The following is a 20,430-nucleotide window of genomic DNA, read 5'->3' as shown; positions in this document are numbered from 1 at the left end:
ATGGCACGAGGCATAAACAAGGTAATTCTCATCGGTAATCTGGGGCGTGATCCTGAGACCCGCTATATGCCTTCCGGCGGCGCGGTGACCAATGTGACGGTTGCAACATCTGATTCATGGAAGGACAAGAACACGGGCGAGCAGCAGGAGCGCACGGAGTGGCACCGGGTGGTGTTCTTCAATCGCCTGGCGGAGATCGCTGCCGAGTACCTGAAGAAAGGCTCCAAGATCTATGTCGAAGGGCGGCTGCAGACCCGCAAGTGGCAGGGCCAGGATGGGCAGGATCGCTACACCACCGAGATCGTCGGCAACGATATGCAGATGCTCGACAGCCGTGGTGGCAGCGCGGCATTTGACTCCGGCGCACCCGTCTCAAAGCCGGCAGCGGCGCCTCAGCCTTCGCCATCCATGCCCGATAACGACTTCGACGACGACATCCCGTTCTGATGCCGCTAGGCTGAATTGAGGCGATGTGAAACGGAATCCTGCGGGATTCCGTTTTTTTCGTTGGGGTGGACAAAACTAAAAAGCGCGCACGTCGGATGGCGTGCTCGCTCGCAACGAAGTTGGCGCTGGTCGGGCGCTCGATAGATATTGATCAGGGCCAGATGTAGCGCCGCGGCAGGCTGCTACTACCGCCTCCGTTGCGTAAACTGGAAATTTTTTGTCCCCAAACGCACAGGGGCGGACCCAAAGGTCCGCCCCTGTCGCCGGCACCCGAAGTGGTGCCGTTAACTCAAGTATTCACCAAGGTGATTACTTGGCCGGGGCTGCCGGAGCCTGAGGAGCAACGGGAGCGCCGTAAGGGGCAACCGGAGCACCGTAAGGGGCGCCATAGGGAGCACCGTAGTAGGGGTAGCCGTAACCGTTGTAGCCGTTGTAACGGTTGTAGCCGTTACCGTAACCGTTGCCACGGGCGCTGCCGCTCATGTTGAAATTGAAAGAACCGTCGCCGGCGCCATCACCCATCCAGTTGTTGTCGTTCCAACCACTGTTGTTCCAAGGGCCACCCCACCAAGCGGAAGCGGAAGCGGAAGCAACGAGCAGAGCAGCAACGGAAGCAATCTTAACGATCTTTTTCATCTGTGTATCCTTAGTAGGTTGGTGATGAGTCTCAAAACTAGTGAAAGCGGATACTGCGTGCCTTCATAGGTGCGCAAGAATATTAGTAAATAATGAAATTGTCAAATATTTTTTCCCGCGATAAGAATTTACTTTCTAATCCATTCTCTATGGGTGAAGTGGTACTTCAGACCGCAAGAGCAGAGCGTAACACCTCTTTTCTAGCCGGGACGCCCGTCGATACGTGGTCGCAACAGGATCGGCAGGTAGGTAATAGCGAACAGCAGGAAGCTGATGGTCCAGAGTGTGCCTGACAGGGTGATCCACAGCGTGTAACTGGAGGGCACAATAGCCGGCATAAAAACCCGGATGATTGCGCCGAGATTGAGCAGCGCAAATGCCCAGACGGCGGTGCCCGGGGCAAGCAGCTCGCGACCGGTATGGCCCAGCGAGACCCGTGCCATCATGCCGAGGGTCAGGATGCCAACCCCGCCTACGGTGAGGGCGTGCCGCGCCAGATTGTCAGGGAACAGACCGAGTGCGGCAAACGTCTGCAGCAGGAAACCGAGGATGATCCAGCCAAGGCCGCTAAACAGCACCGCCAGGATCGGTATCCGCCAGACTTGTAGATGGTGCCAGTCGCGCCAGCGCCAGGCCTGAGCGCCTGCCACCAACAGCGCACTCGCCGCCAACAGCAGCGGTTGGGGCCAGAGCAGATTGAGCAGTATCCACAGGCCGGCTGAGGCGAATACGAATTGCTCGCGGCGCTGATTGTCGCGAGGCCGTGCCTCAGCGACCGCCTTCTCGGTGAAAAAGGGTAGCACTCGCCCGCTCACCCAGATCAGTAACAGCAGCACGCTGTTGAGCATCAGATCGGTGCCACGGGCGATGCTGCCGGGTAGCCCCAGTAGCTCCATGTGGATCAGCAGATCGGCCAGCAGCATCAGCCCGAGTAGTGGCAGAAACAGTCGATTGCGGCGATTCTGCGCCCGCATCAGCGGCTGGTAGAGGGCCCACATGAAGAGCGGCAGGAACAGCAGGTCGAGCCCAGCGATTACGGCTCCGGGTAGCCCTGGGATGAAGGATGCGATACGTGCGGCCAGCCACACCAGTGTGAGTGCCGCCAGTGGTCTCCCGGTGAGCGTATCGATGCCAGTCCAGTTGCGCACTGCAGTGAGCAGGAAGCCGGCGATCACCGCTCCACTGTAGCCGAATAGCATCTCATGACTGTGCCAGGTAATCGGGCCGTAGTAGGCGGAAGGGGGGAGGGTGCCCAGCCAAGTGGCGAGCCACAATGGCAACAGAGTGATCGCAGCAAGCGCCGCCATTAGAAAAAAGGGCCGGAAGCCCAATGCGAACGGGACTATGCCCTGCTGTGGTTCGTTGCGGGGGGGACGTTCGCCCAGGGGGATCACTGCCATTTAACTATTCTCATCGCCAATCGGATTGGGAGCGCAAGCATAGGAGTCGGTATGCGCTGAGGCATTGACTCCCATCAAACAGACAGAGGCCAAGACCCGGTGGATTTCAGGGTTTGCCGCGGAACAAGTGGGGAATCACCTCTTCGTAGGTGCTGGCAAAGTGGACCTTCAGCCCCTTGCGGATATGCTCCGGCACCTCGTCGAAGTCGCTGCGGTTGTCGGCCGGCAGGATCAGCTCGCGGATACCGGCACGGCGCGCCGCGATCACCTTCTCGCGGATACCGCCCACCGGAAAGATCTGCCCGGTGAGGGTCAGCTCGCCGGTCATGGCGATGTGGCGCACTGGCCGACCGCGCGCTAGTGAGAGCAGCGCGGAGGCCATGGTGATGCCGGCGGAGGGGCCGTCCTTGGGGGTCGCCCCGGCCGGCACATGCAGGTGGATGAATGCGGTCTTGAAGAAGTCGGGGGCGACGCCGAAGGCTTTTGCATGGCTGACCAGATAGCCATAGGCGATCTCCGCTGATTCGCGCATTACGTCGCCGAGCTGGCCGGTGAGCTTGAAACCGCGGTTGAACTCGTGGGTCCTGACCGCCTCCACACTGAGGGTGGTGCCGCCCATCGCGGTCCAGGCCAGACCGGTGACGACGCCGGCGCCGCTCAGGTTGCGCTCGTCGCGGAACAGCGGGCCGCCGAGGTACTCCGCCAGTTCATCCGGCCCGATCTCGATCGGGCGTGGCGTGCCCTCGAGGATTTTTACCACCGACTTGCGCACGATCTTGCCGAGCTCTTTCTCTAGCCGGCGTACTCCGGCGTCGCGGGCGTAACCCTCGATGATGGCGCGGATCGCCGGGCTGCCGAGCTTGATGTCACGGCGTTTCAAGCCAGCCCGCTCGAGTTGGCGCGGCAGCAGATATTTGCGGGCAATCTGCAGTTTCTCGCTGGTGATGTAGCCGGAGAGTGAGATCAGCTCCATGCGATCGAGCAGCGGCCGCGGGATGGTGTCGAGCTGGTTGGCGGTGCAGATGAAGAGCACCTTGGAGAGGTCGAAGCGCAGATCCAGATAGTGGTCGAGAAAGTCGGAGTTTTGCTCCGGGTCGAGCACTTCGAGCAGCGCCGAGGCGGGATCGCCCTGGTAGCTGGCGCCGACCTTGTCGATCTCGTCGAGCATGATCACCGGGTTCTCGGTGCCCACCTCCTTCATTGCCTGAATGAACTTGCCGGGCATCGCGCCGATGTAGGTGCGGCGATGGCCTTTGATCTCCGCCTCGTCGCGGATGCCGCCCACTGAGAAGCGGAAAAACTTGCGTCCCAGCGCCTCGGCGACGGAGTGGCCGATGGAGGTCTTGCCAACCCCGGGTGGGCCTACCAGCAGGATGATCGAGCCGGCGATCTGCCCCTTCATGATGCCCAGCGCGAGGAACTCGAGGATGCGTTCCTTCACATCGCTGAGACCGTAGTGGTCCTTGTCGAGGGTCTTGCGGGCGAAGCCCAGATCGAGTTTGTCCTGGGAGTCGACGCCCCAGGGCAGCAGGCTGATCCAGTCGAGGTAGTTGCGGGTCACCGAATACTCCGGTGAGCCGGTCTCAAGCACCGCCAGTTTGCCCATCTCCTCTTCGACCCGGGCGGCGGCCTGCTCGGTCAGCTTCAGCTTCTCCAGTCGCTGCTGGAATTTCTCCAGCTCGGCGGTGCGGTCATCCTTCTCTATGCCCAGCTCCTGCTGGATCACCTTCAGCTGCTCGTGCAGGAAGAACTCGCGCTGCTGGGTCTGCATGCGCTCTTCGACGCTCTTGCGGATCTCCGCCTGGGCCTTGGCGAGCTCCAATTCCTGGTGCAGCAGCTCCAGTACCTTCTCCATGCGCGGCAATAGCTCGACGCTCTCGAGCACCTTCTGTAGCTGCAGCTTGTCGGAGGTGGTGAGGCTGGCGGCGAAGTCGGTCAGGTGGGAAGGGTCGTCCGGGCCGAAGCGTTCGAGAAACACTCGCAGCTCCTCGGCGTAGAGTGGGTTGAGTGGCAGCAGCTCTTTGATAGTGTTGATGATGGCGATGCCGTAGGCTTTGATCTCATCGTTGGGCTGTTTGCCTGGCTCCGGCAGGTAGTGCACCTGGACGCGAAACGGTGCCTCGCTGCTGAGAAAGTTCTCGATGCGGAAGCGCTGCAGACACTCCACCAGGATCTGCAGCCGCCCCTCCGACTCCTGCACCCGGTGGATACGGCAGGCGGTGCCGACGGTGGAGAACTGATCTGGCGTGGTGACCTCGGCGTTGGCTGAGCGGGCCAGCACCACGCCGAGGATCTTCTGTTCGGTCTTGCCCACCGCATGCATGGTCGAGGTCCAGTGGGCGGCCTCCATCAATAGCGGTACCACCTGGCCGGGAAAGAAGGGGCGGGTGGTGACCGGCAACAGGTGGATGGTGGCGGGGAGCAGCTCGTTGGGGCGCGCTAGGGGCTGCTCGTTTGCCAACTCGATATTGTCATCAGCGTTGCTGGGGGATTTAGGCATAGTGATTGCTGTGCTGCTGTGGCAGATGACGCCAGAGCTTGGCGTGATCTGCCGGTTTTGATTGATCAGAAGGTCGGTTGCATATCTTCAGGTGCGATATCCTTGATGTGCTCGGCAAAGCTCCATTGATGACCCTCCAGATCTTCGGCAGTGTACATCCGGTCGCCCCAGAACATATCCATCGGTTCCGTGATCTTTTCTGCGCCGGCGGTCTTGGCGTGGACGTAGTGGGCCTCCACGTCATCCACATAGATATAGAGGCTCTGGGTGACGCCGGTGAGCCCGGCCGGGCTGTAGCCTCCGCGTTCCTGGCTGGCGGGGCCGAGCATAATGACGCCGTCCTGGTACTGCATCTCGGCATGGGCGATGCTGCCGTCGGGGGCGGGCATCTCAAGACGTTTCTCAAAGCCAAACACCCGGGCGAGCCACTCCAGGGCGGCGCCGGGGTCATTGTAGAAGAGGTAGGGCGTCACTCTCGGCATTTGCTCTGGCGGATTGTTGGGCATCTCGCATCTCCCACGATTATGTGGCTAACCGGTCATGTCAACGTCGCCACATTTCGAAGCGGCATCTGTAAATCTATTGGGGCGGGCGCTCTGCTTTACAAGCGAGATTGGCAAGAGCCACGAAGGCTTCCAGTGAAAGTTGCTCTGGTCGGGTGGTTGGGTCGACGCTGGCGGCTTCGATTTGCCCCGCCGTGAGCCAGTTGCGCAGGCTGTTGCGCAGGGTTTTGCGCCGCTGGGAGAAGGCCTGGGCGACTAGCTGGGCGAACAGGACCTGGTCCTCGATAGCCAGCGGTGGTTCACTGAATGGTTCGAGACGGACAAATGCGGAGTCGACCTTAGGTGGCGGATTGAAGGCGCCGGGACCGATCAGAAACAGGGGGGTGACACGACACTTTGCCTGCAGCATCACAGAAAGGCGGCCATAGGTCTTGGAGCCTGGCCCGGCGGCCATGCGTTCCACCACCTCCTTCTGCAGCATGAAGTGCATATCGTTGATCTGCGCCGCCTGGCTCAGCAGATGAAACAATAGCGGGGTGGAGATGTTGTAAGGCAGGTTGCCTACTACCCGCAATGGCAGCTCGGGGCTGGCCAGGGCAGTGAAGTCGAACTTCAACGCATCGGCGTTGTGGATCGTCAGCTCGCCCAGCGTCGCACAGCTATCGGCCAGCGGGCCGATCAGATCCCGGTCCAGCTCCACCACCTGCAGCGCTCCGCAGCGCCGCAGCAATTCGCGGGTGATTGCGCCCTGGCCTGGGCCGATCTCCACCAGGTTGTCGTCTGGGTGTGGGGCGATCGCATCAATGATGCGCTGGATGATGCCCGGATCGTGCAGGAAGTTTTGGCCGAATCTTTTTCTAGCTTTGTGGGTCACTGGGGTACCTTTTTGCCGTTGTTGTTTTTGCTAGATAAACGATACCAGCAAATTTGCCGAAGGGATCGCCGCTCAGTTCGACTGCCAGCCTTCAGCCGCGCTGCATCAGGGCGACCGGGACACGACCGTTGGGGTCGGTATACTGCCCCAGTTGGACCCCAGGTTGATGCAAAAAGTTGGACGGGGCTATGCCGTATGCGGTGAGGGCATCCACCAGCAGGTTGGCGGTGTTGATCAGTGTGATGTTGGGTGCGAACAGAAAGCTCATCGATTGTTACATCGGTAAAATATGACAAACAATGTCACGTTGAATCTTTCAGTGAATCGTTTCGAAAAAACTCAATGATTCAGGTTTGATTTATTCTGTTTCATGGCCCATTCAAGCAATTGCCAGCCAGGCATCGGTTTGGCAATGAAGTAGCCTTGCGCGACATCGCAGCCAAGGCCTGCCAGAAGGTCCCAGGTCGCCTGGTCCTCGATACCTTCACCAACCACCTTCATGCCCAGTTCGTGGCCCAGCAGGATGGTCATCTTGACGATGGCCAGTGCCTCCTTGTCGGCAGTGGCACGCATGACAAAGGATTTGTCGATTTTAATCTCAGAAAACGGGATGCGGTGTAGCTGCACCAGCGATGAATAACCGGTGCCGAAGTCATCGATCGAGAGTTTGACCTGCTTCATTCTCAGTCGGGTCAGGATGTCGAGGGATTTTATCAACTCCTGCATCAGGGTGGTTTCGGTGACCTCCAGGGTGATCTGGTCCGGCCCTAGGCCATACTGCCTGATCTTTTCATCCATCCATTCCGGTAGGTCGAGATCTTTGAAGTTACAGGGTGCCATGTTGATGGCAACGCGTGTCTTCAGGCCGGCGCGCAGCCACTCAGCGGCCTGTTTGAACGATTGCTGAAGCACCTCGGCAGCGAGTTTATCCATCAAGCCGGACTGTTCCGCCAGAGGGATGATGATATTCGGCCCGAGCAGTCCGCGGTCTGGATGGCGCCAGCGAATCAGGGCCTCGACTCCAATCAGTGAGTTGTTGGAAAACCTCAGTTGTGGCTGAAAAAAGGGCTCCAACTCGCCATTGCTGAGGGCCAGATGCAGTTCCTGTTCGGTGGGTAACTCTAGGAATTCGATTGCATCGAACGGTTTGTTTCGAGGCGGGAATGCTATGGTGTTAAGCATCTCCTCCAGTTCCGTGTAGCGAATCGGCTTGGTCAAGGTGCCGACGACATGCAGACCTTGCTCGGATGCCAGTTTCTGCGCCGAGTGAAGTACACCTGTGTCGTAGCCGCTGATCAGTATGATCGAGGCGTTTGCCCTCTGCTCGGCCATGATGCGCAGGAGTTCCACCCCGTCACGTCCGGGCATGATCAGATCCAGCACGATGACATCGAGGTCGTCCGAGTAGATCTGCTCGAAGCTGCCGGGCAGGTGAGCGGCAACCGCATCGTAGCCAACATCCAGGGCGACATCACGCACAAAGGCGCCGATATCTGGTTCATCATCGATTACCAGCAATTTTCTCTTGTCAGCCATGGCCAAAGTCCCAGTGCCCCTTTCAGTCAATTGCCTTGCGCAACAGCGCCTCGACATCATCCAGACGAAAGGGTTTGGTGAGTGTGCCCAGCAGATTCAGTCCATTTGCCTCGGCAATCTTGCCTGCGCCCTTGAGCAGGGTCTTATCGTATCCACTGACCATGATGATGGTGGCGGTGCACCCCCGATTGGCCAGCGCATTGATCAGTTCAAAGCCGTCGGTATCTGGCATGAACAGATCGATCACGATCACATCATGGCGGCATTCGGCTTCCGCATCCAGAAGCGCCTTTGCGCTGCTAGACACCTCCGACTCAAATCCTGCCATCTCGGCGATTTCTGCAATCATGGCGGCCATCTCCAATTCATCGTCAACGGCAATCAGACGTGGTTTGTCCATTATTATTCTCCATCCAGTACATCTTGAATCCGCTTTATCAGATCATCTCTGCTGTAGGGCTTTGAAAGCAGATTGGCGGCAAAATGTGCCTGACTATGTCTGGCGGCCACCTTCTTGGTAAAGCCCGATGTGAGCAAGATCTTGAGGTTGGGGTAAAGTTTATAGGCCTGTTCCGCCAGTTCGTAACCGTTCATACCGCCGGGCATCACCACATCACTGAACAGCAGGTTGATATCGTCCTCGGATTCGAGGAGCGCAAGGGCTTCTGTAGCTCTGGTTGCGGTATGGACTTTGTACCCTGTCTCTTCCAGGTAGTCCTTGGCCAGATCGAGTAGGTTGTCTTCGTCATCGACCACAAGGATAGTTCCGTGCCCTGGAGTGAGGCGGGTTTCCGATATGGACGTCTGAGGGATCATCTCGCTCTTTTCAATGCTTCGGGGCAGATAGATCCGGATGGTGGTGCCGATCCCAGGTTCGGAATAGGCCTTGACGTAACCGTTGGATCGTCGGGCAAATCCGTACACCATGCTCAGGCCCAGGCCAGTGCCTTTATCTGATGGTTTGGTGGTGAAAAAGGGTTCGAAGATCTGCTCGAGGATCTCTTTTGGAATGCCGCTACCGGTATCGCTCACCGCCAGTTGCAGATAGTCGCCGGGAGTGATTGCTGGGTTTAACCCGGCATAGGTTTTGTCCAGTCTCTGGTTGGCGGTCTCAATGGTGAGTTTGCCACCCTGTGGCATGGCGTCCCGGGCGTTGAGGATCAGGTTCAGCAGGGCATCTTCGAGATCACCGGGATCGATGCGGGTCAGCCAAGGCTGATCAGCCAGCTGGAGTTCCACCTCCACCTCTGGGGTAACTGAGCGAGCGATCAGGCTGTCCATGTCCCGTATCACCTGGTTGATGTTGGTGGGACGAGCCTCCTGAGCCTGCTTGCGTGAAAAGCCCAGCAGTTGTCGGGTCAGATCGGCGGCGCGCAGGGCGGCCTTTGATGCAGACTCCACCCGCTTGAGGGATTTGTCGTCTTCCGGCAACAGGCGTTTGAGGAAGTCGAGATTGCCGATAATGATGCCGAGCAGATTATTGAAGTCGTGGGCGATGCCGCCAGTGAGCTGACCGATGGCGTCCATCTTCTGGGCACGGCGCAGGGCCTGTTCCGTTATTTTCTGCTCCGTCAGATCAGTAACAAATGCCACTGACGCCAAAACACCGCCTTTGTCTGTGTGTAAGGTGATGGCGTTGAAATGGGCCGGGATGTTGTGGCCATCTCTGTGACGCAGCTCGACCTCATAGTTGCGTCTGTCGGTTGTCTCTATTTTTGCTGCCTGTCCCCTGAAAATCTTCTGATTCTCTTCATCAGCGAAATCCAGGGGTGTTCTTCCAATCATCTCGTCCGCTCGATAACCCAGCATTTCGCACAAGCGCTGATTCACCTCAAGGGTTCGATGGTCAGGCCCGATCAACCAGACACCCTCGGGCGCGCCTTCAAAGATCGTGCGATAGCGCTCCTCGCTCTCGCGCAGGGCCTGCTGAGCCTGCCGGGCGCGAGTCAGATCGTGCATGCCCATGAGCACACCCAGGGGGGAGCCCGTGTCGTCCCGGATAGTGCGCACCATCACCTCGATGGGACGGCCGGTGGGGTTATGGGGATGGTGCGCCTCCATGGTGATGTACTTGTCGCTCCGTGCGATTCTTGCCTCACAGACAGGGCAGGGCTCCGCTTCCCCCTGGGGGTGGATGATCGAGGTGATGTCCATCCCGATTGCTAGCTCGGGGGTAAGTCCTGTCAGTTTGTAAAAGGCCTGGTTGGCTCGCACCAGCTTGTCATCGAGATCAATGAGGTAGATGGCATCCTCGAAGAAGTCCATGGCATGGGTCCACTCCTGGGCCGATTTGGCTAGTGCCTCCTCCGCCCTCCTTCGCTCGGTGATATCACGTATCACGGCGATGAGTTGTGGGCTGTCGGGCAACTGGCTGAGCCGGGCCTCGAACAGCCTGAGACCATGCGGCAGTTCCAAGGTATATTCGTACGTGGTCAGACCTCCGCGTTCGCTCACCACGGCCCTGTTCTCGTTGAATTGGGCGGCTATCGTTGGTGGCAGTACATCCTGCATGCGCTTGCCAAGAAAGGTTTCCGGCGGTACATACAGATCAGCAGCCTGCGGGGCGCGGTAGTCTCGTATGGTGCCGTCCTGGTCCATCAGGAAGAACAGGTCAGGCAGAGCCTGGAATACGGAATTCAATACCAGTTCGTGTTGACGGGCCTGAGCCTCGGCCCGCTTGCGCTCGGTCAGGTCGATATCGATACAGTACATCTCCGGTTCATTGTTATGGGTCCGGAGCATGACATGGTTTGAGAAGACCTGTACCGGCGATCCATCGGCTCTGCGCATGGTCATCTCCGACGAGGGGATTTCAGTCCCGTCGTCCATCCAGGCGTCGATAGCAGCTATCATCCCTTCGCGCATCTCGCCGGGAATGATGAGGTCTTCCAGTTGCTGGCCGATGGCCTCGTCTGCCGTAAAGCCATAGAGCGTTTCGCTGGCGGGATTCCAATAGATGACCCGACGGTTCCTGTCATACCCCTGAACCGAGATGGCGGCTGTGTTTTCGAACAGCCGGCGGAAACGCGCTTCGCTCTCCTGCAGCAGGGTGTAGTCGGATCTGCGCCGCCGCTCGATGAGGAAAAACAGGATTCCGCCCGCCAGTCCAACCAGCATAACCACCGCCCCCAGGATATAGACCAGACGTTCAAACTGTCTGATCTGGGTGGCCATATTCCGATAAACCGCCGTCTCGACATCATCGGCAATCTTGAGAGCCTCGGCGAAAACCTTATCGAAGAGCTGGTCCTGATTTGACCCGGCCAGACTGCTTTGAGCCCGTTTAAGGCGCGCCAGCCCGACCGATTCTAACTGGTCTATCTGATCCAGTGTGTTGCGGATCATGGAGCGGAGGGCTGGGTCATCGAGGGCCTGAAACTTTACATGTGAGCTTTCTCCTCCCTGCAGCATGGTATTGGCATACCAGCGTGCCTGGTTGAGGTGTTGCCAGACTTGTTCCCTGTCCACAGTCGGATCCTGTTGGACCAGTTCCTCGAACCAGAGATGAAAAAGACTCAGCTCATATTTGACCTCCATGCTGGCGTCGATCAGGGGCGCGCTCTTGTTTGCGATTCTGAGCGCAACGCCTGATGAGGCGGCGAGGATGGCCATGGCAGCCACCACGATCAGGGTCACGATCACGATTGTGCGCAGTGGTGAGTGGCTTGTCTTTGTCACTTGCGTATGACTTCTGTCGTGTCTCTGTTTGTGGTGCATTCGAACCGATCAACCATCCAGTGTTTCCCGTACCCGCCAAGCTAGTTCCGCCTTGCTGTAGGGTTTGTTCAACAGGGTGGCGGAAAATTGTGCCTGCCCATTTTTGGCTATCGCCTTCTTGGTAAAACCCGATGTGAGCAGCACCTTCAGCTCCGGCCTTTTGGTTGTTGCCTGCTCTGCCAGTTCATAGCCGTTGATGCCGCCTGGCATCACCACATCGCTGAACAGCAGGTCGATGTGTTCGGCTTCAGCCAGCTTTTGCAGCGCCTGTTTGCCATTCTCCGCAACAATTGTGTGGTAACCGAGTGTTTCAAGGTGATCTTTGGCAAGCTCCAGAAGATCCGCTTCATCATCCACGATCAGAATGACCTCATTTCCCCTCGGCAATCCTGTCTTTTTATCGGTAGGACGGGTGGATTCCTGAACCTGATCGCCTGAGCGGGGCAGATAGAGCCGGACGGTGGTGCCGATGCCGGGTTCGGAGTAGGCTTTGATATAGCCTTTGGAGCGCTGTGTAAAACCATACACCATGCTCATGCCCAGGCCGGTGCCTTTACCTTCAGGTTTGGTGGTGAAGAAGGGCTCGAAGATATGCTCCAGTGCCTCGGCGGGGATGCCGCTGCCATTGTCGCTCACGGCCAGTTGTACATAGTCGCCCTGATCGGCGATGGGATTCTGCTCTTCATAGATGGCATCGAGCACCCGGTTGGCGGTCTCGATTGTCAGTTTGCCGCCGTTGGGCATGGCGTCCCGCGCATTGAGGACCAGGTTCAGTAGGGCGTCCTGCAGGTCGCCCCGGTCGATCTCGGTCAGCCAGAGCCCCTCCGCCAGCTGGACCTCCACCTCTACCTCCGGGGTGACCGAACGGGCGATCAGATTCTTCATCCCCCGGATGACCTGGTTCAGGTCGGTGGCGGTGATGTTTTTCGACTCGCGCCTTGAGAATCCGAGTAGTTGTTTAGTTAGGTCCGTCGCACGCAGGGCTGCTTTGGTGGTGGTCTGCACCCGTTTGCTGGCTTTCTCGTCATCCGCCACCAGGCGTTGCAGGAAATCGAGATTGCCGAGCATGATGCCCAGCAGGTTGTTGAAGTCGTGGGCGATGCCGCCGGTGAGTTGGCCAACCGCCTCCATCTTCTGGGCGCGGCGTAGGCTCTCTTCATTCTGCAGCCGCTCGGTGATATCGAGAAAGGTCACTACCGCCCCCACCACCTCGCCGTCACGCCGGATCGGATAGGCGGAGAACTCCACCGGAAAACTGCTGCCGTCCGAGCGCCAGAAGATATCTTCGGCGGTGTGGGTCGCCTGGCCATCACGCCAGGCCTTGTCGATAAGGCACTCATCCAGTGGATGCGGGGTGCCGTCCGCCTTGGTGTGATGGATCAGGGGATGTAACGCCTTGCCGATTAGCTCGCCGGCATCCGGATACCCCAGCATCTGGAGACAGGCCGGATTGGTCAAGGTGCAACGCCCTTCATTGTCCACACCGTAGATTGCTTCGGCGGTGGAATCGAGCAGATCCCGGACCTGTTGCTCGCTCTCCTGGCGCAATGACTCGGCCTGTTGGCGCTGTTCTGCCATCGTGTTGAAGGCTGAGGCGAGTTCACATAACTCGTCCCGTCCCTGAACCGGCACCCGGGTGGCATAATCACCTTTGGCGAGATCGCCCACCGCCGACTGGAGCAATGTCAGTCGCTGGATGACCAGCCTGCGCAGCAGCCAGGCGCCGAAGCCAAAGGCCAGGGCAAAGGCGAGCAGGTGGCCCCACATCTCGTTGAGGCGTTGGGCCAGCACCTCATCCTCGATGAAGTGGGCAGGCAGCTTGATGCTCATCAGGTCGCGCAGATCACCCAGTTGGTAGTTGTACGATGTGGCGTAGGTCTCGCGGATGGTCTCCGGCGCCGCGTCTTTGTCGCCATGGCACTTCAGACAGTACTCCTCGATCCAGATAGGGCTTGAGAAGTGGTAGTAGGATTGACCCTGTTGGTCCGTGAAGGGGATCAGGCGCTCTTTCTGTTTGGGGTGGTCGCGGAACCAGTCCATTGCCTCCAGCTCGATCGCATCCGCCTGGTTCTTCGGGTTGCGGGGGCGGTCAGAGACATTGTTGAAGCTCAGCCCGCTGCTGCTCCAGTTGCGAAAGTCATCCGAGATCCGCCTCAAGGCGTGGGCGGGCAGAAAGCCGAGGGTCTTCTCGTTCAGTGGCAGGCCGCTGTCGACGAATTGATGCTGATAGACCCGGCGGGTGGCCATCAGGATAGCCCGGATCTCCCGTGCATCCTGGCGCAGCCCCGCAAGCATCTTCTCGTGGGTCTGCTGGTAGCCGATGATCTCTACCAGGATAAAAGCAGCGATCAGCACCGAACCGAAAGAGAGTAGTAGTTTTGACTGGAGCCGCATTGTTTAAGAGCCTGTTATTCTTTTGGGCCTTTCAAAGAATAGATCCTCCGTTGGAACAGGACAATGATCCCTGTTGGCCCTGCAATTAAATAGGCACATGTATAGGTTGGGCTGTGCCCGACATAATCCTTGTCCTTGATTTCAATCGATGCCACGCGGCGGCCACAGGCCCTATCTCCATTTTGCCGGGTAAATATTGTTGGGTTGCCGCTGTGTGAACTCTCTCAAGGTTTGATCAGTAGATAGAGCAGCAGTAGATTGATGAGCAGCAGCAATCCGGCAAGGGTCTGCCAAAAGAGCAGAGGATTGCGTTCCAGCAGCGGCAGTTCTGCCTGTTCACGATAGATGGGGTTGGGATGCGCCAGATCGTGTTGCAATTCTGACAATGTTTCGTGGCGCTTTGAAGCAAGTGGGTGCACCGCCCGTTCAAGTGCAGCATCCACCCAGGCGGGGATCTCAGGATTGTAACGGCGCGCGGGACGGTAGTTTAGTCTCTGTTTTAGATGGGGGCTGTCGTTCTCACCATAGGGCAGTTTCCCGGTCAGCATCTCATACAGGATGACGCCGAGGGAGTAGAGGTCCGATGCATGGGTGCAGGACTCACCGCGCAGACATTCTGGCGCTGCATAATCGAGGGTGCCTTGGGGCGCGCTGTGGTCGATCTCACTCTCGATCTCCTCCATGCCTGCGACCCGGGTGGAGCCGAAGTCGATCAGCTTCACGGTGCCGTGGCTATCGATCAGGATGTTGTCCGGCTTCAGATCCTGATGAAACATCTCCATACGGTGCAGCGCCCTCAGGCCGTCGATGATTTGCTCCGCCAGGGCGCGGGTCTGGTGCAGGTCCGCCGGGCCATTGTCCTGGATCCATTGGCCTAGGCTGCGCCCCTCCACGTATTCACTGATGTTGTAGAGGAAACGGCGGTTGCGGGGTTCGAGAATGCGCAGGATATGGGCATTGCGGATACGTCGGCCCACCCACTCCTCAAGCAGAAAACCCTCCAGGTAGTCTGCATCATCCCGATAGTTGACCGACGGGGTCTTCAGTACGACCTTATCGCCTGATTCGAGATCCAGCGCGAGAAACACCTCGCTGCGTTTGCTGGCGTGCATCTCACGCAGAATCTCGTAGCCATCGATCTTCATGCCGGGTTGAAGGTCGGGTGGAAATGGCAGATCTGAGACCCGCTGGAAGATGTCGGCCTCAGTCTCCTGCGGGAGTTTCAACAGGTGAATGATTTGGCAGCTGGCGTTGTCGGTGCTGCCGTTCTCCAGCGCTGTCTCTACCAGCGCATTGGCGCAGGCCTGCAGATTGTAATTATTGCTGTTGAGAATCTTCAGCAGCTCCCGGCGGGTGAGGAAATCGTGGATGCCGTCGCTGGTGAAGATAAAGCTGTCGCCTTCATCCACGGCGACTGCATGGTAGTCGATGTCGATGTGTGGGTCGGCGCCCATGGCGCGGGAGAGGAACTCTTTCTCCTTGGAGACCCAGGCCCGATGGTCGCGGGTGATCTGCTCCAGGTCGCCATTGTGATAGCGATAGATACGGGAGTCACCGATATGCAGATGTGGGCGGTGGTCGACTTGAGTACCAGGCCGCTGAAAGTGGTCAGCATGCCCCGTGCCGAATCATAGTCGGACTGCCCTTGGCTGTAGAGCCAGCGATTGAGCGCCCCCAGCACCTTGCCGGCAGAGGTCTTGACGCTCCACGACTCGGGGGTGCTGAAGTAGTCGGAGAGAAACCCGGAGACACAGATCTGACTGGCCCGCCCGCCACCTTCGCTGGAGCTCACCCCGTCGGCGATGGCGGCGGCAATCCCCTTGCTCAGCAGCAGATTGTCCTCGGGGATGCAGACGTTGCAGGTGTCATCATTATTCTGTTTGACACCGGCCTCACTGCGGAAAGCGTAGTCGATTTCGAGTTTGGTGCTCATCGCTTAACTTTAACTTCCGGGGGCGGAGTCAAACCGCAAGAGGTCGGTGGGGTTGCGGGGGCTGGGAGGCGGTTTGACTCCGACCCCTCAGCCCCCAATGGTTTGAGTCGTTTCAGCTTAACTCACCTCGATCATCTGCACGCTACCGTCCTCCATCACCTCGGCGGTGTGGCCTTGGGGTTCATCCAGGAACTGAACCGCCAGCAGGCAGACGACAGCTGCGCCAGCAATCACCAGGAAGAAAATCTGGGGTGAGACAAAGGAGAAGATGGTAAGGAAGGTGACCGCACCCACGTTGCCGTAGGCGCCGGCCATACCGGCTACCTGTCCCGTCATGCGGCGCTTGACCAGGGGTACCATGGCGAACACCGCGCCTTCACCTGCCTGGACGAAGAAGGAGCAGGCCATGGTGGCGATCACTGCCAGTGCAAGCGGCCAACCTGAGGTGATCTGACCCAGAATGAAGTAGCCGATGGCCAGGCCGGTGATGAGCAGGCTGAGCATCTTGCGACGACCGAACTTGTCACTGAACAGGCCGCCACTGGGACGCGCCACCAGATTCATAAAAGCAAAGCCAGATGCCAGCAGACCTGCCTGCACTATGCTCAGGTCAAAAGTCTCCTTAAAGAAGAGAGGCAGCATGGAGACTACCGCCAACTCAGAACCGAAGGTCACGAAGTAGGCTAGATCGAGGATTGCCACCTGCTTGAATTTGTAGCGGTGGATCTCCGGCACCTCCTCCTTAAAGACATGCTTGTTGATGCGCCATACCTGGGAGGTCTGATAGGCATAAAGGGCAGCTAGGCCGATATAGATGGCGTTGGCGGCGCTGGCGCCGAGGATCTTCAGGTTGTCCGGGCCCAGCTTCCAGGTTAGCACCGCCAGGGCCGCATACATGGGGATATTCATCAGCAGATAGAAGAAAAAGTCGCCCTTGCTGGTCACCTCCATGGCGCCGGTCTTCTTCGGCTTGAAGTAGGTGGAGCCTTTCGGCGTGTTGCGTGCTAACCGGTAGTAGATGAAAGAGTAGGCCAGGGTGATCGCGCCGGTGGCGGCGACGGCATAGCGCCAGCCATCGTCACCACCAAACATCAGGGCCAGAGTGGGCAGGATCATGGCTGCAGCGGCGGAACCGAAGTTACCCCAGCCGCCATAGATACCTTCAGCAACACCGACCTGCTTGGCGGGAAACCACTCACCGATCATGCGGATACCGATGACAAAGCCCGCACCGACGAAGCCCAGGACAAAGCGGCTGGCCAGCAGAGCGGTATAGGAGTCCGCGATGGCGAACCAGAAACAGATGAAGCTGGAGGAGAGGAGCAGTGAGGAGAAGATGATCCGTGGGCCGAGTCGGTCCACCAGCATACCGATCACGATCCGCGCCGGGATGGTCAGCGCTACGTTGATGATCAATAGCGCCTTCACTTCCTGCGTGGTCAGGTCGAAGGCCTCTTGGATCGCGGCCATCAGCGGCGCGTGGTTGAACCAGACCACGAAGGTCAGGAAGAAGGCGAACCAGGTGAGATGGAGAGTCTTTACCTTTCCCGTGAAAGAAAAAAGGTTGAGCTTGCTTTCCGACATGAGTGAAGTCCTACGCTACTTGGATAAACATATTATTCATACGCGAAATCCATGCCACCATCATATCTTATTGAACTGTACGGGAAATTATAGAGTCTCTATCGACCCAGGCCCTATTGTGAAGTTCGAAATCGGTGCGTGGTGGAGCAGTGATGTTCTATTTTTGAACAGCGCGCCCAGCCCCGAATGGCACCGACTTTTCTATAGAGGGTGGAGTCAAATTTGACGCCGCCCCTTCACCAAAAACACCAGGGTTTTTTGCAGGGCAGACAAGGCAGTAAGTGCACCAGGGTGGTGCGTGGATGGGTGGGGCAACTCTGTGCTGGCTTTCCTATTGCATCGATGTTGCCCGATAAATAAGGAGATAAACCTCGATATTCGATTCTGGCATGGCCTTTGCTTAGAGGATCTGAAGGCAGAGCGGTGATGTTCCGCTTCAGGACCAGATGTAGAGGGTAAAGATGAAAGAGAAGTTGGTTTTAATCGGTAACGGTATGGCCGGTATCCGCACCCTGGAAGAGTTGCTCAAACTCGAAGAGGCGGGCAGATACGAGATCAGCGTATTCGGTGACGAACCTCACCCCAACTACAACCGCATTATGCTCTCGCCGGTATTGGCCGGTGAGAAGATGTTCGACGAGATCGTCCTCAACAACCGTGAGTGGTACACCGAGAACGGCATCACCCTGCACGCCGGTGATCCGGTGGTGGAGATCGACCGGGTCGCGCGTCAGGTGAAGAGCGCATCGGGCAAGTCGGTCGCCTACGATCGTTTGCTGATCGCCACCGGCTCCACTCCCTTCATCATCCCTGTGCCCGGCGCCGACCTGCATGGGGTGATCGGTTTCCGCGACATCAAAGATGTAGAGATCATGTTGGAAATCGCCGCCAGCCATGAAAAGGCAGTCGTGATCGGCGGCGGCTTGCTGGGTCTGGAAGCAGCCAATGGTCTGATGAAGAACGGTATGGATGTCACCGTGGTGCATCTGATGGATACCCTGATGGAGCGCCAGCTTGACAAGCCGGCGGCCAACCTGCTGAAGGCATCCCTGGAGCAGAAGGGCCTGAAGTTCCTGATGGAGGCGCAGACCGAGGCGATCCTTGGTGACGAGCGGGTCACCGGCGTGAAGTTTGCCGATGGCTCTGCTGTCGAGGCCGACCTGGTGGTGATGGCGGTGGGTATCCGCCCCAACATCGAGCTGGCGCAGCAGGCGGGCATCCACTGTGAGCGCGGCATCGTGGTCAACGACACCATGCAGACCTTTGATCCGAAAATCTACTCAGTGGGAGAGTGCGTACAACACCGGGGCAATTGCTACGGCCTGGTGGCGCCTCTGTTTGAGCAGGCCAAGGTCTGCGCCAACCATCTGGCTCAACTCGGCTATGGCCGTTACGAAGGTTCCGTCACCTCCACCAAGCTGAAGGTGACTGGCATCGACCTCTTCTCCGTGGGTGAGTTCAACGAGGAGGAGGGTGACGAGACCCTGGTGCTGCAGGATGCGGCCCAGGGCGTCTACAAGAAGCTGGTGATTCGCGACAACCGGATCAAGGGCGCGGTGATGTATGGCGATACCATGGATGGCACCTGGTACTTCCAGCTACTGCGTGAGGCCACCGACATCTCCAGCCTCCGCAGCACCATCCTGTTCGGCCAACATGACCTAGGCGATGCGGGTCACGGCGATGAGACTCGCGTGGCGATGCTCTCCGACGACGCGGAGATCTGTGGCTGTAATGGCGTCTGTAAAGGCGACATCGTCAATGCCATCAGCACCAAGGGTCTGTTCACCCTCGAAGAGGTGCGCGCCCATACCAAGGCCTCCGCCTCCTGCGGCTCCTGTACCGGCCTGGTGGAGGCGATACTGGCCAGCACCGTCGGCGAAGGCTACGACGCCTCACCGAACAAGCAGGCGATGTGCAGCTGTACGGAGCTGAGTCACGATGAGGTGATGGAGGCGATCCAGAAAGAACAACTCAAGTCGATGCGCCAGCTGTTCGACTACCTCAATTGGAAAACCCCGGACGGCTGCGCTAGCTGCCGTCCCGCCCTCAACTACTACCTGCTGGCCAACTGGCCCGACGAATACCAGGATGACCTTCAGTCACGCTTCATCAACGAGCGCGCCCACGGCAACATCCAGAAGGACGGCACCTACTCGGTGGTGCCACGGATGTTTGGGGGCCTCTGTACCCCCAAGGATCTACGCGCCATCGCCGATGTCTGCGACAAGTTCGAGGTGCCGGAGATGAAGGTCACCGGTGGCCAGCGCATCGACCTGTTCGGCATAAAAAAAGAGGATCTGCCGGCGATCTGGCGGGATCTCTCGGAGGCGGGCTTTGTCTCCGGCCACGCCTACGGCAAGGCGATGCGCACGGTGAAGACCTGCGCCGGCAAGACCTGGTGTCGCTTCGGCACCCAGGACTCCACTGGTCTGGGTGTCAAGCTGGAGGAGCTCACCTGGGGCTCCTGGATGCCACATAAGTTCAAGCTGGCGGTCTCCGGCTGTCCGCGCAACTGCGCCGAGGCCACCATCAAGGACTTCGGCGTGGTCTGTGTCGATTCCGGCTATGAGCTGCACATCGGCGGCAACGGCGGTATCAAGGTGCGCGTCACCGACTTGCTGTGCCGGGTGAAGACTGAAGAGGAGGTGCTGGAGTACTGCGGCGCCTTCACCCAGCTCTATCGCGAACAGGCCCACTATCTGGAACGTACCGCCCCTTGGGTCGAGCGCGTGGGACTGGGCTATATCAAGCAGCGCATCCTGGAAGACGAGGTGGGACGCAAGACCCTCTACCAACGCTTCAAACTGAGCCAACGCTATGCCCAGGTCGATCCCTGGAAGGCGCGGGCCGATGGTGCTCAGGCCAACGAATTCACCCCTATCCAACTGGCAGTGTAAGGAGCA

15 protein-coding genes are annotated in these 20,430 nt (G+C 58.5%); 2 read left to right on the top strand and 13 right to left on the bottom strand.

The features are described from left to right. The gene (ssb, locus tag Ga0074115_RS10000; RefSeq protein ID WP_057956650.1) at window positions 1–447 is read left to right on the top strand and encodes a single-stranded DNA-binding protein; all 447 of its coding nucleotides are present in this window, start codon (window positions 1–3) and stop codon (window positions 445–447) included. Between the two features lie 309 nt (window positions 448–756). On the opposite strand, the gene Ga0074115_RS09995 is transcribed toward ssb, so the two are convergent. The 13 genes from Ga0074115_RS09995 to Ga0074115_RS09945 form a co-directional block, all read right to left on the bottom strand. Then, entirely contained in the window at window positions 757–1,083 is a 327-nt protein-coding gene (locus tag Ga0074115_RS09995) for a sulfur globule family protein (protein WP_005960935.1), read from the bottom strand. A gap of 200 nt (window positions 1,084–1,283) precedes the next feature. After that, entirely contained in the window at window positions 1,284–2,483 is a 1,200-nt protein-coding gene (locus tag Ga0074115_RS09990) for an NnrS family protein (protein WP_057956651.1), read from the bottom strand. 106 nt (window positions 2,484–2,589) lie between these two features. Further along, window positions 2,590–4,983 carry an endopeptidase La gene (lon, locus tag Ga0074115_RS09985; RefSeq protein ID WP_057956652.1) on the bottom strand — a complete coding sequence of 798 codons (2,394 nt, stop codon included), beginning with the start codon at window positions 4,981–4,983 and terminating at the stop codon, window positions 2,590–2,592. Window positions 4,984–5,048: 65 nt separating this feature from the next. After that, on the bottom strand, window positions 5,049–5,489 hold the full coding sequence (locus Ga0074115_RS09980; protein ID WP_057956653.1) for a VOC family protein: 441 nt from the start codon (window positions 5,487–5,489) through the stop codon (window positions 5,049–5,051). Between the two features lie 73 nt (window positions 5,490–5,562). Then, window positions 5,563–6,360, bottom strand: coding sequence for a 16S rRNA (adenine(1518)-N(6)/adenine(1519)-N(6))-dimethyltransferase RsmA (gene rsmA, locus Ga0074115_RS09975; RefSeq protein ID WP_057956654.1), 798 nt, complete (start codon window positions 6,358–6,360; stop codon window positions 5,563–5,565). A gap of 91 nt (window positions 6,361–6,451) precedes the next feature. Beyond that, window positions 6,452–6,628, bottom strand: coding sequence for a hypothetical protein (locus tag Ga0074115_RS16290; protein ID WP_157292730.1), 177 nt, complete (start codon window positions 6,626–6,628; stop codon window positions 6,452–6,454). A gap of 71 nt (window positions 6,629–6,699) precedes the next feature. Beyond that, entirely contained in the window at window positions 6,700–7,896 is a 1,197-nt protein-coding gene (locus Ga0074115_RS09970; protein WP_232433035.1) for a GGDEF/EAL domain-containing response regulator, read from the bottom strand. A 22-nt stretch (window positions 7,897–7,918) separates the two neighbouring features. Then, window positions 7,919–8,296, bottom strand: coding sequence for a response regulator (locus Ga0074115_RS09965; RefSeq protein WP_060528474.1), 378 nt, complete (start codon window positions 8,294–8,296; stop codon window positions 7,919–7,921). 2 nt (window positions 8,297–8,298) lie between these two features. Beyond that, window positions 8,299–11,574: a hybrid sensor histidine kinase/response regulator gene (locus tag Ga0074115_RS09960; protein WP_232433034.1), complete on the bottom strand. Its 3,276-nt coding sequence runs from the start codon at window positions 11,572–11,574 to the stop codon at window positions 8,299–8,301. Window positions 11,575–11,622: 48 nt separating this feature from the next. After that, window positions 11,623–14,007 carry a c-type heme family protein gene (locus Ga0074115_RS09955; protein WP_057956657.1) on the bottom strand — a complete coding sequence of 795 codons (2,385 nt, stop codon included), beginning with the start codon at window positions 14,005–14,007 and terminating at the stop codon, window positions 11,623–11,625. A gap of 224 nt (window positions 14,008–14,231) precedes the next feature. Beyond that, window positions 14,232–15,461, bottom strand: a complete 1,230-nt coding sequence (locus tag Ga0074115_RS09950; RefSeq protein ID WP_232433033.1) for a bifunctional protein-serine/threonine kinase/phosphatase — start codon at window positions 15,459–15,461, stop codon at window positions 14,232–14,234. Continuing rightward, a complete protein-coding gene (locus Ga0074115_RS16800) occupies window positions 15,344–15,940 on the bottom strand; it encodes a hypothetical protein (protein WP_232433032.1) in 597 nt (198 codons plus the stop codon). Before Ga0074115_RS16800 ends, Ga0074115_RS09950 begins: the two co-directional genes overlap by 118 nt. A 117-nt stretch (window positions 15,941–16,057) precedes the next feature. Further along, entirely contained in the window at window positions 16,058–17,524 is a 1,467-nt protein-coding gene (locus tag Ga0074115_RS09945; RefSeq protein ID WP_057956658.1) for a NarK family nitrate/nitrite MFS transporter, read from the bottom strand. Between the two features lie 461 nt (window positions 17,525–17,985). On the opposite strand from Ga0074115_RS09945, the gene nirB reads away from it, so the two are divergent. Then, window positions 17,986–20,424 (top strand): nitrite reductase large subunit NirB, encoded by a 2,439-nt coding sequence (nirB, locus tag Ga0074115_RS09940; RefSeq protein ID WP_060528473.1) that lies wholly within the window; start codon window positions 17,986–17,988, stop codon window positions 20,422–20,424. The last annotated feature ends 6 nt before the right edge of the window (window positions 20,425–20,430 follow it).

The sequence above is a fragment of the endosymbiont of Ridgeia piscesae genome, from assembly GCF_001443665.1.
Taxonomy (GTDB): domain Bacteria; phylum Pseudomonadota; class Gammaproteobacteria; order Chromatiales; family Chromatiaceae; genus Endoriftia; species Endoriftia persephonae.
Note: the sequence above shows the minus strand (reverse complement) of the source record. Positions and strands in the feature narration are given on the sequence as shown.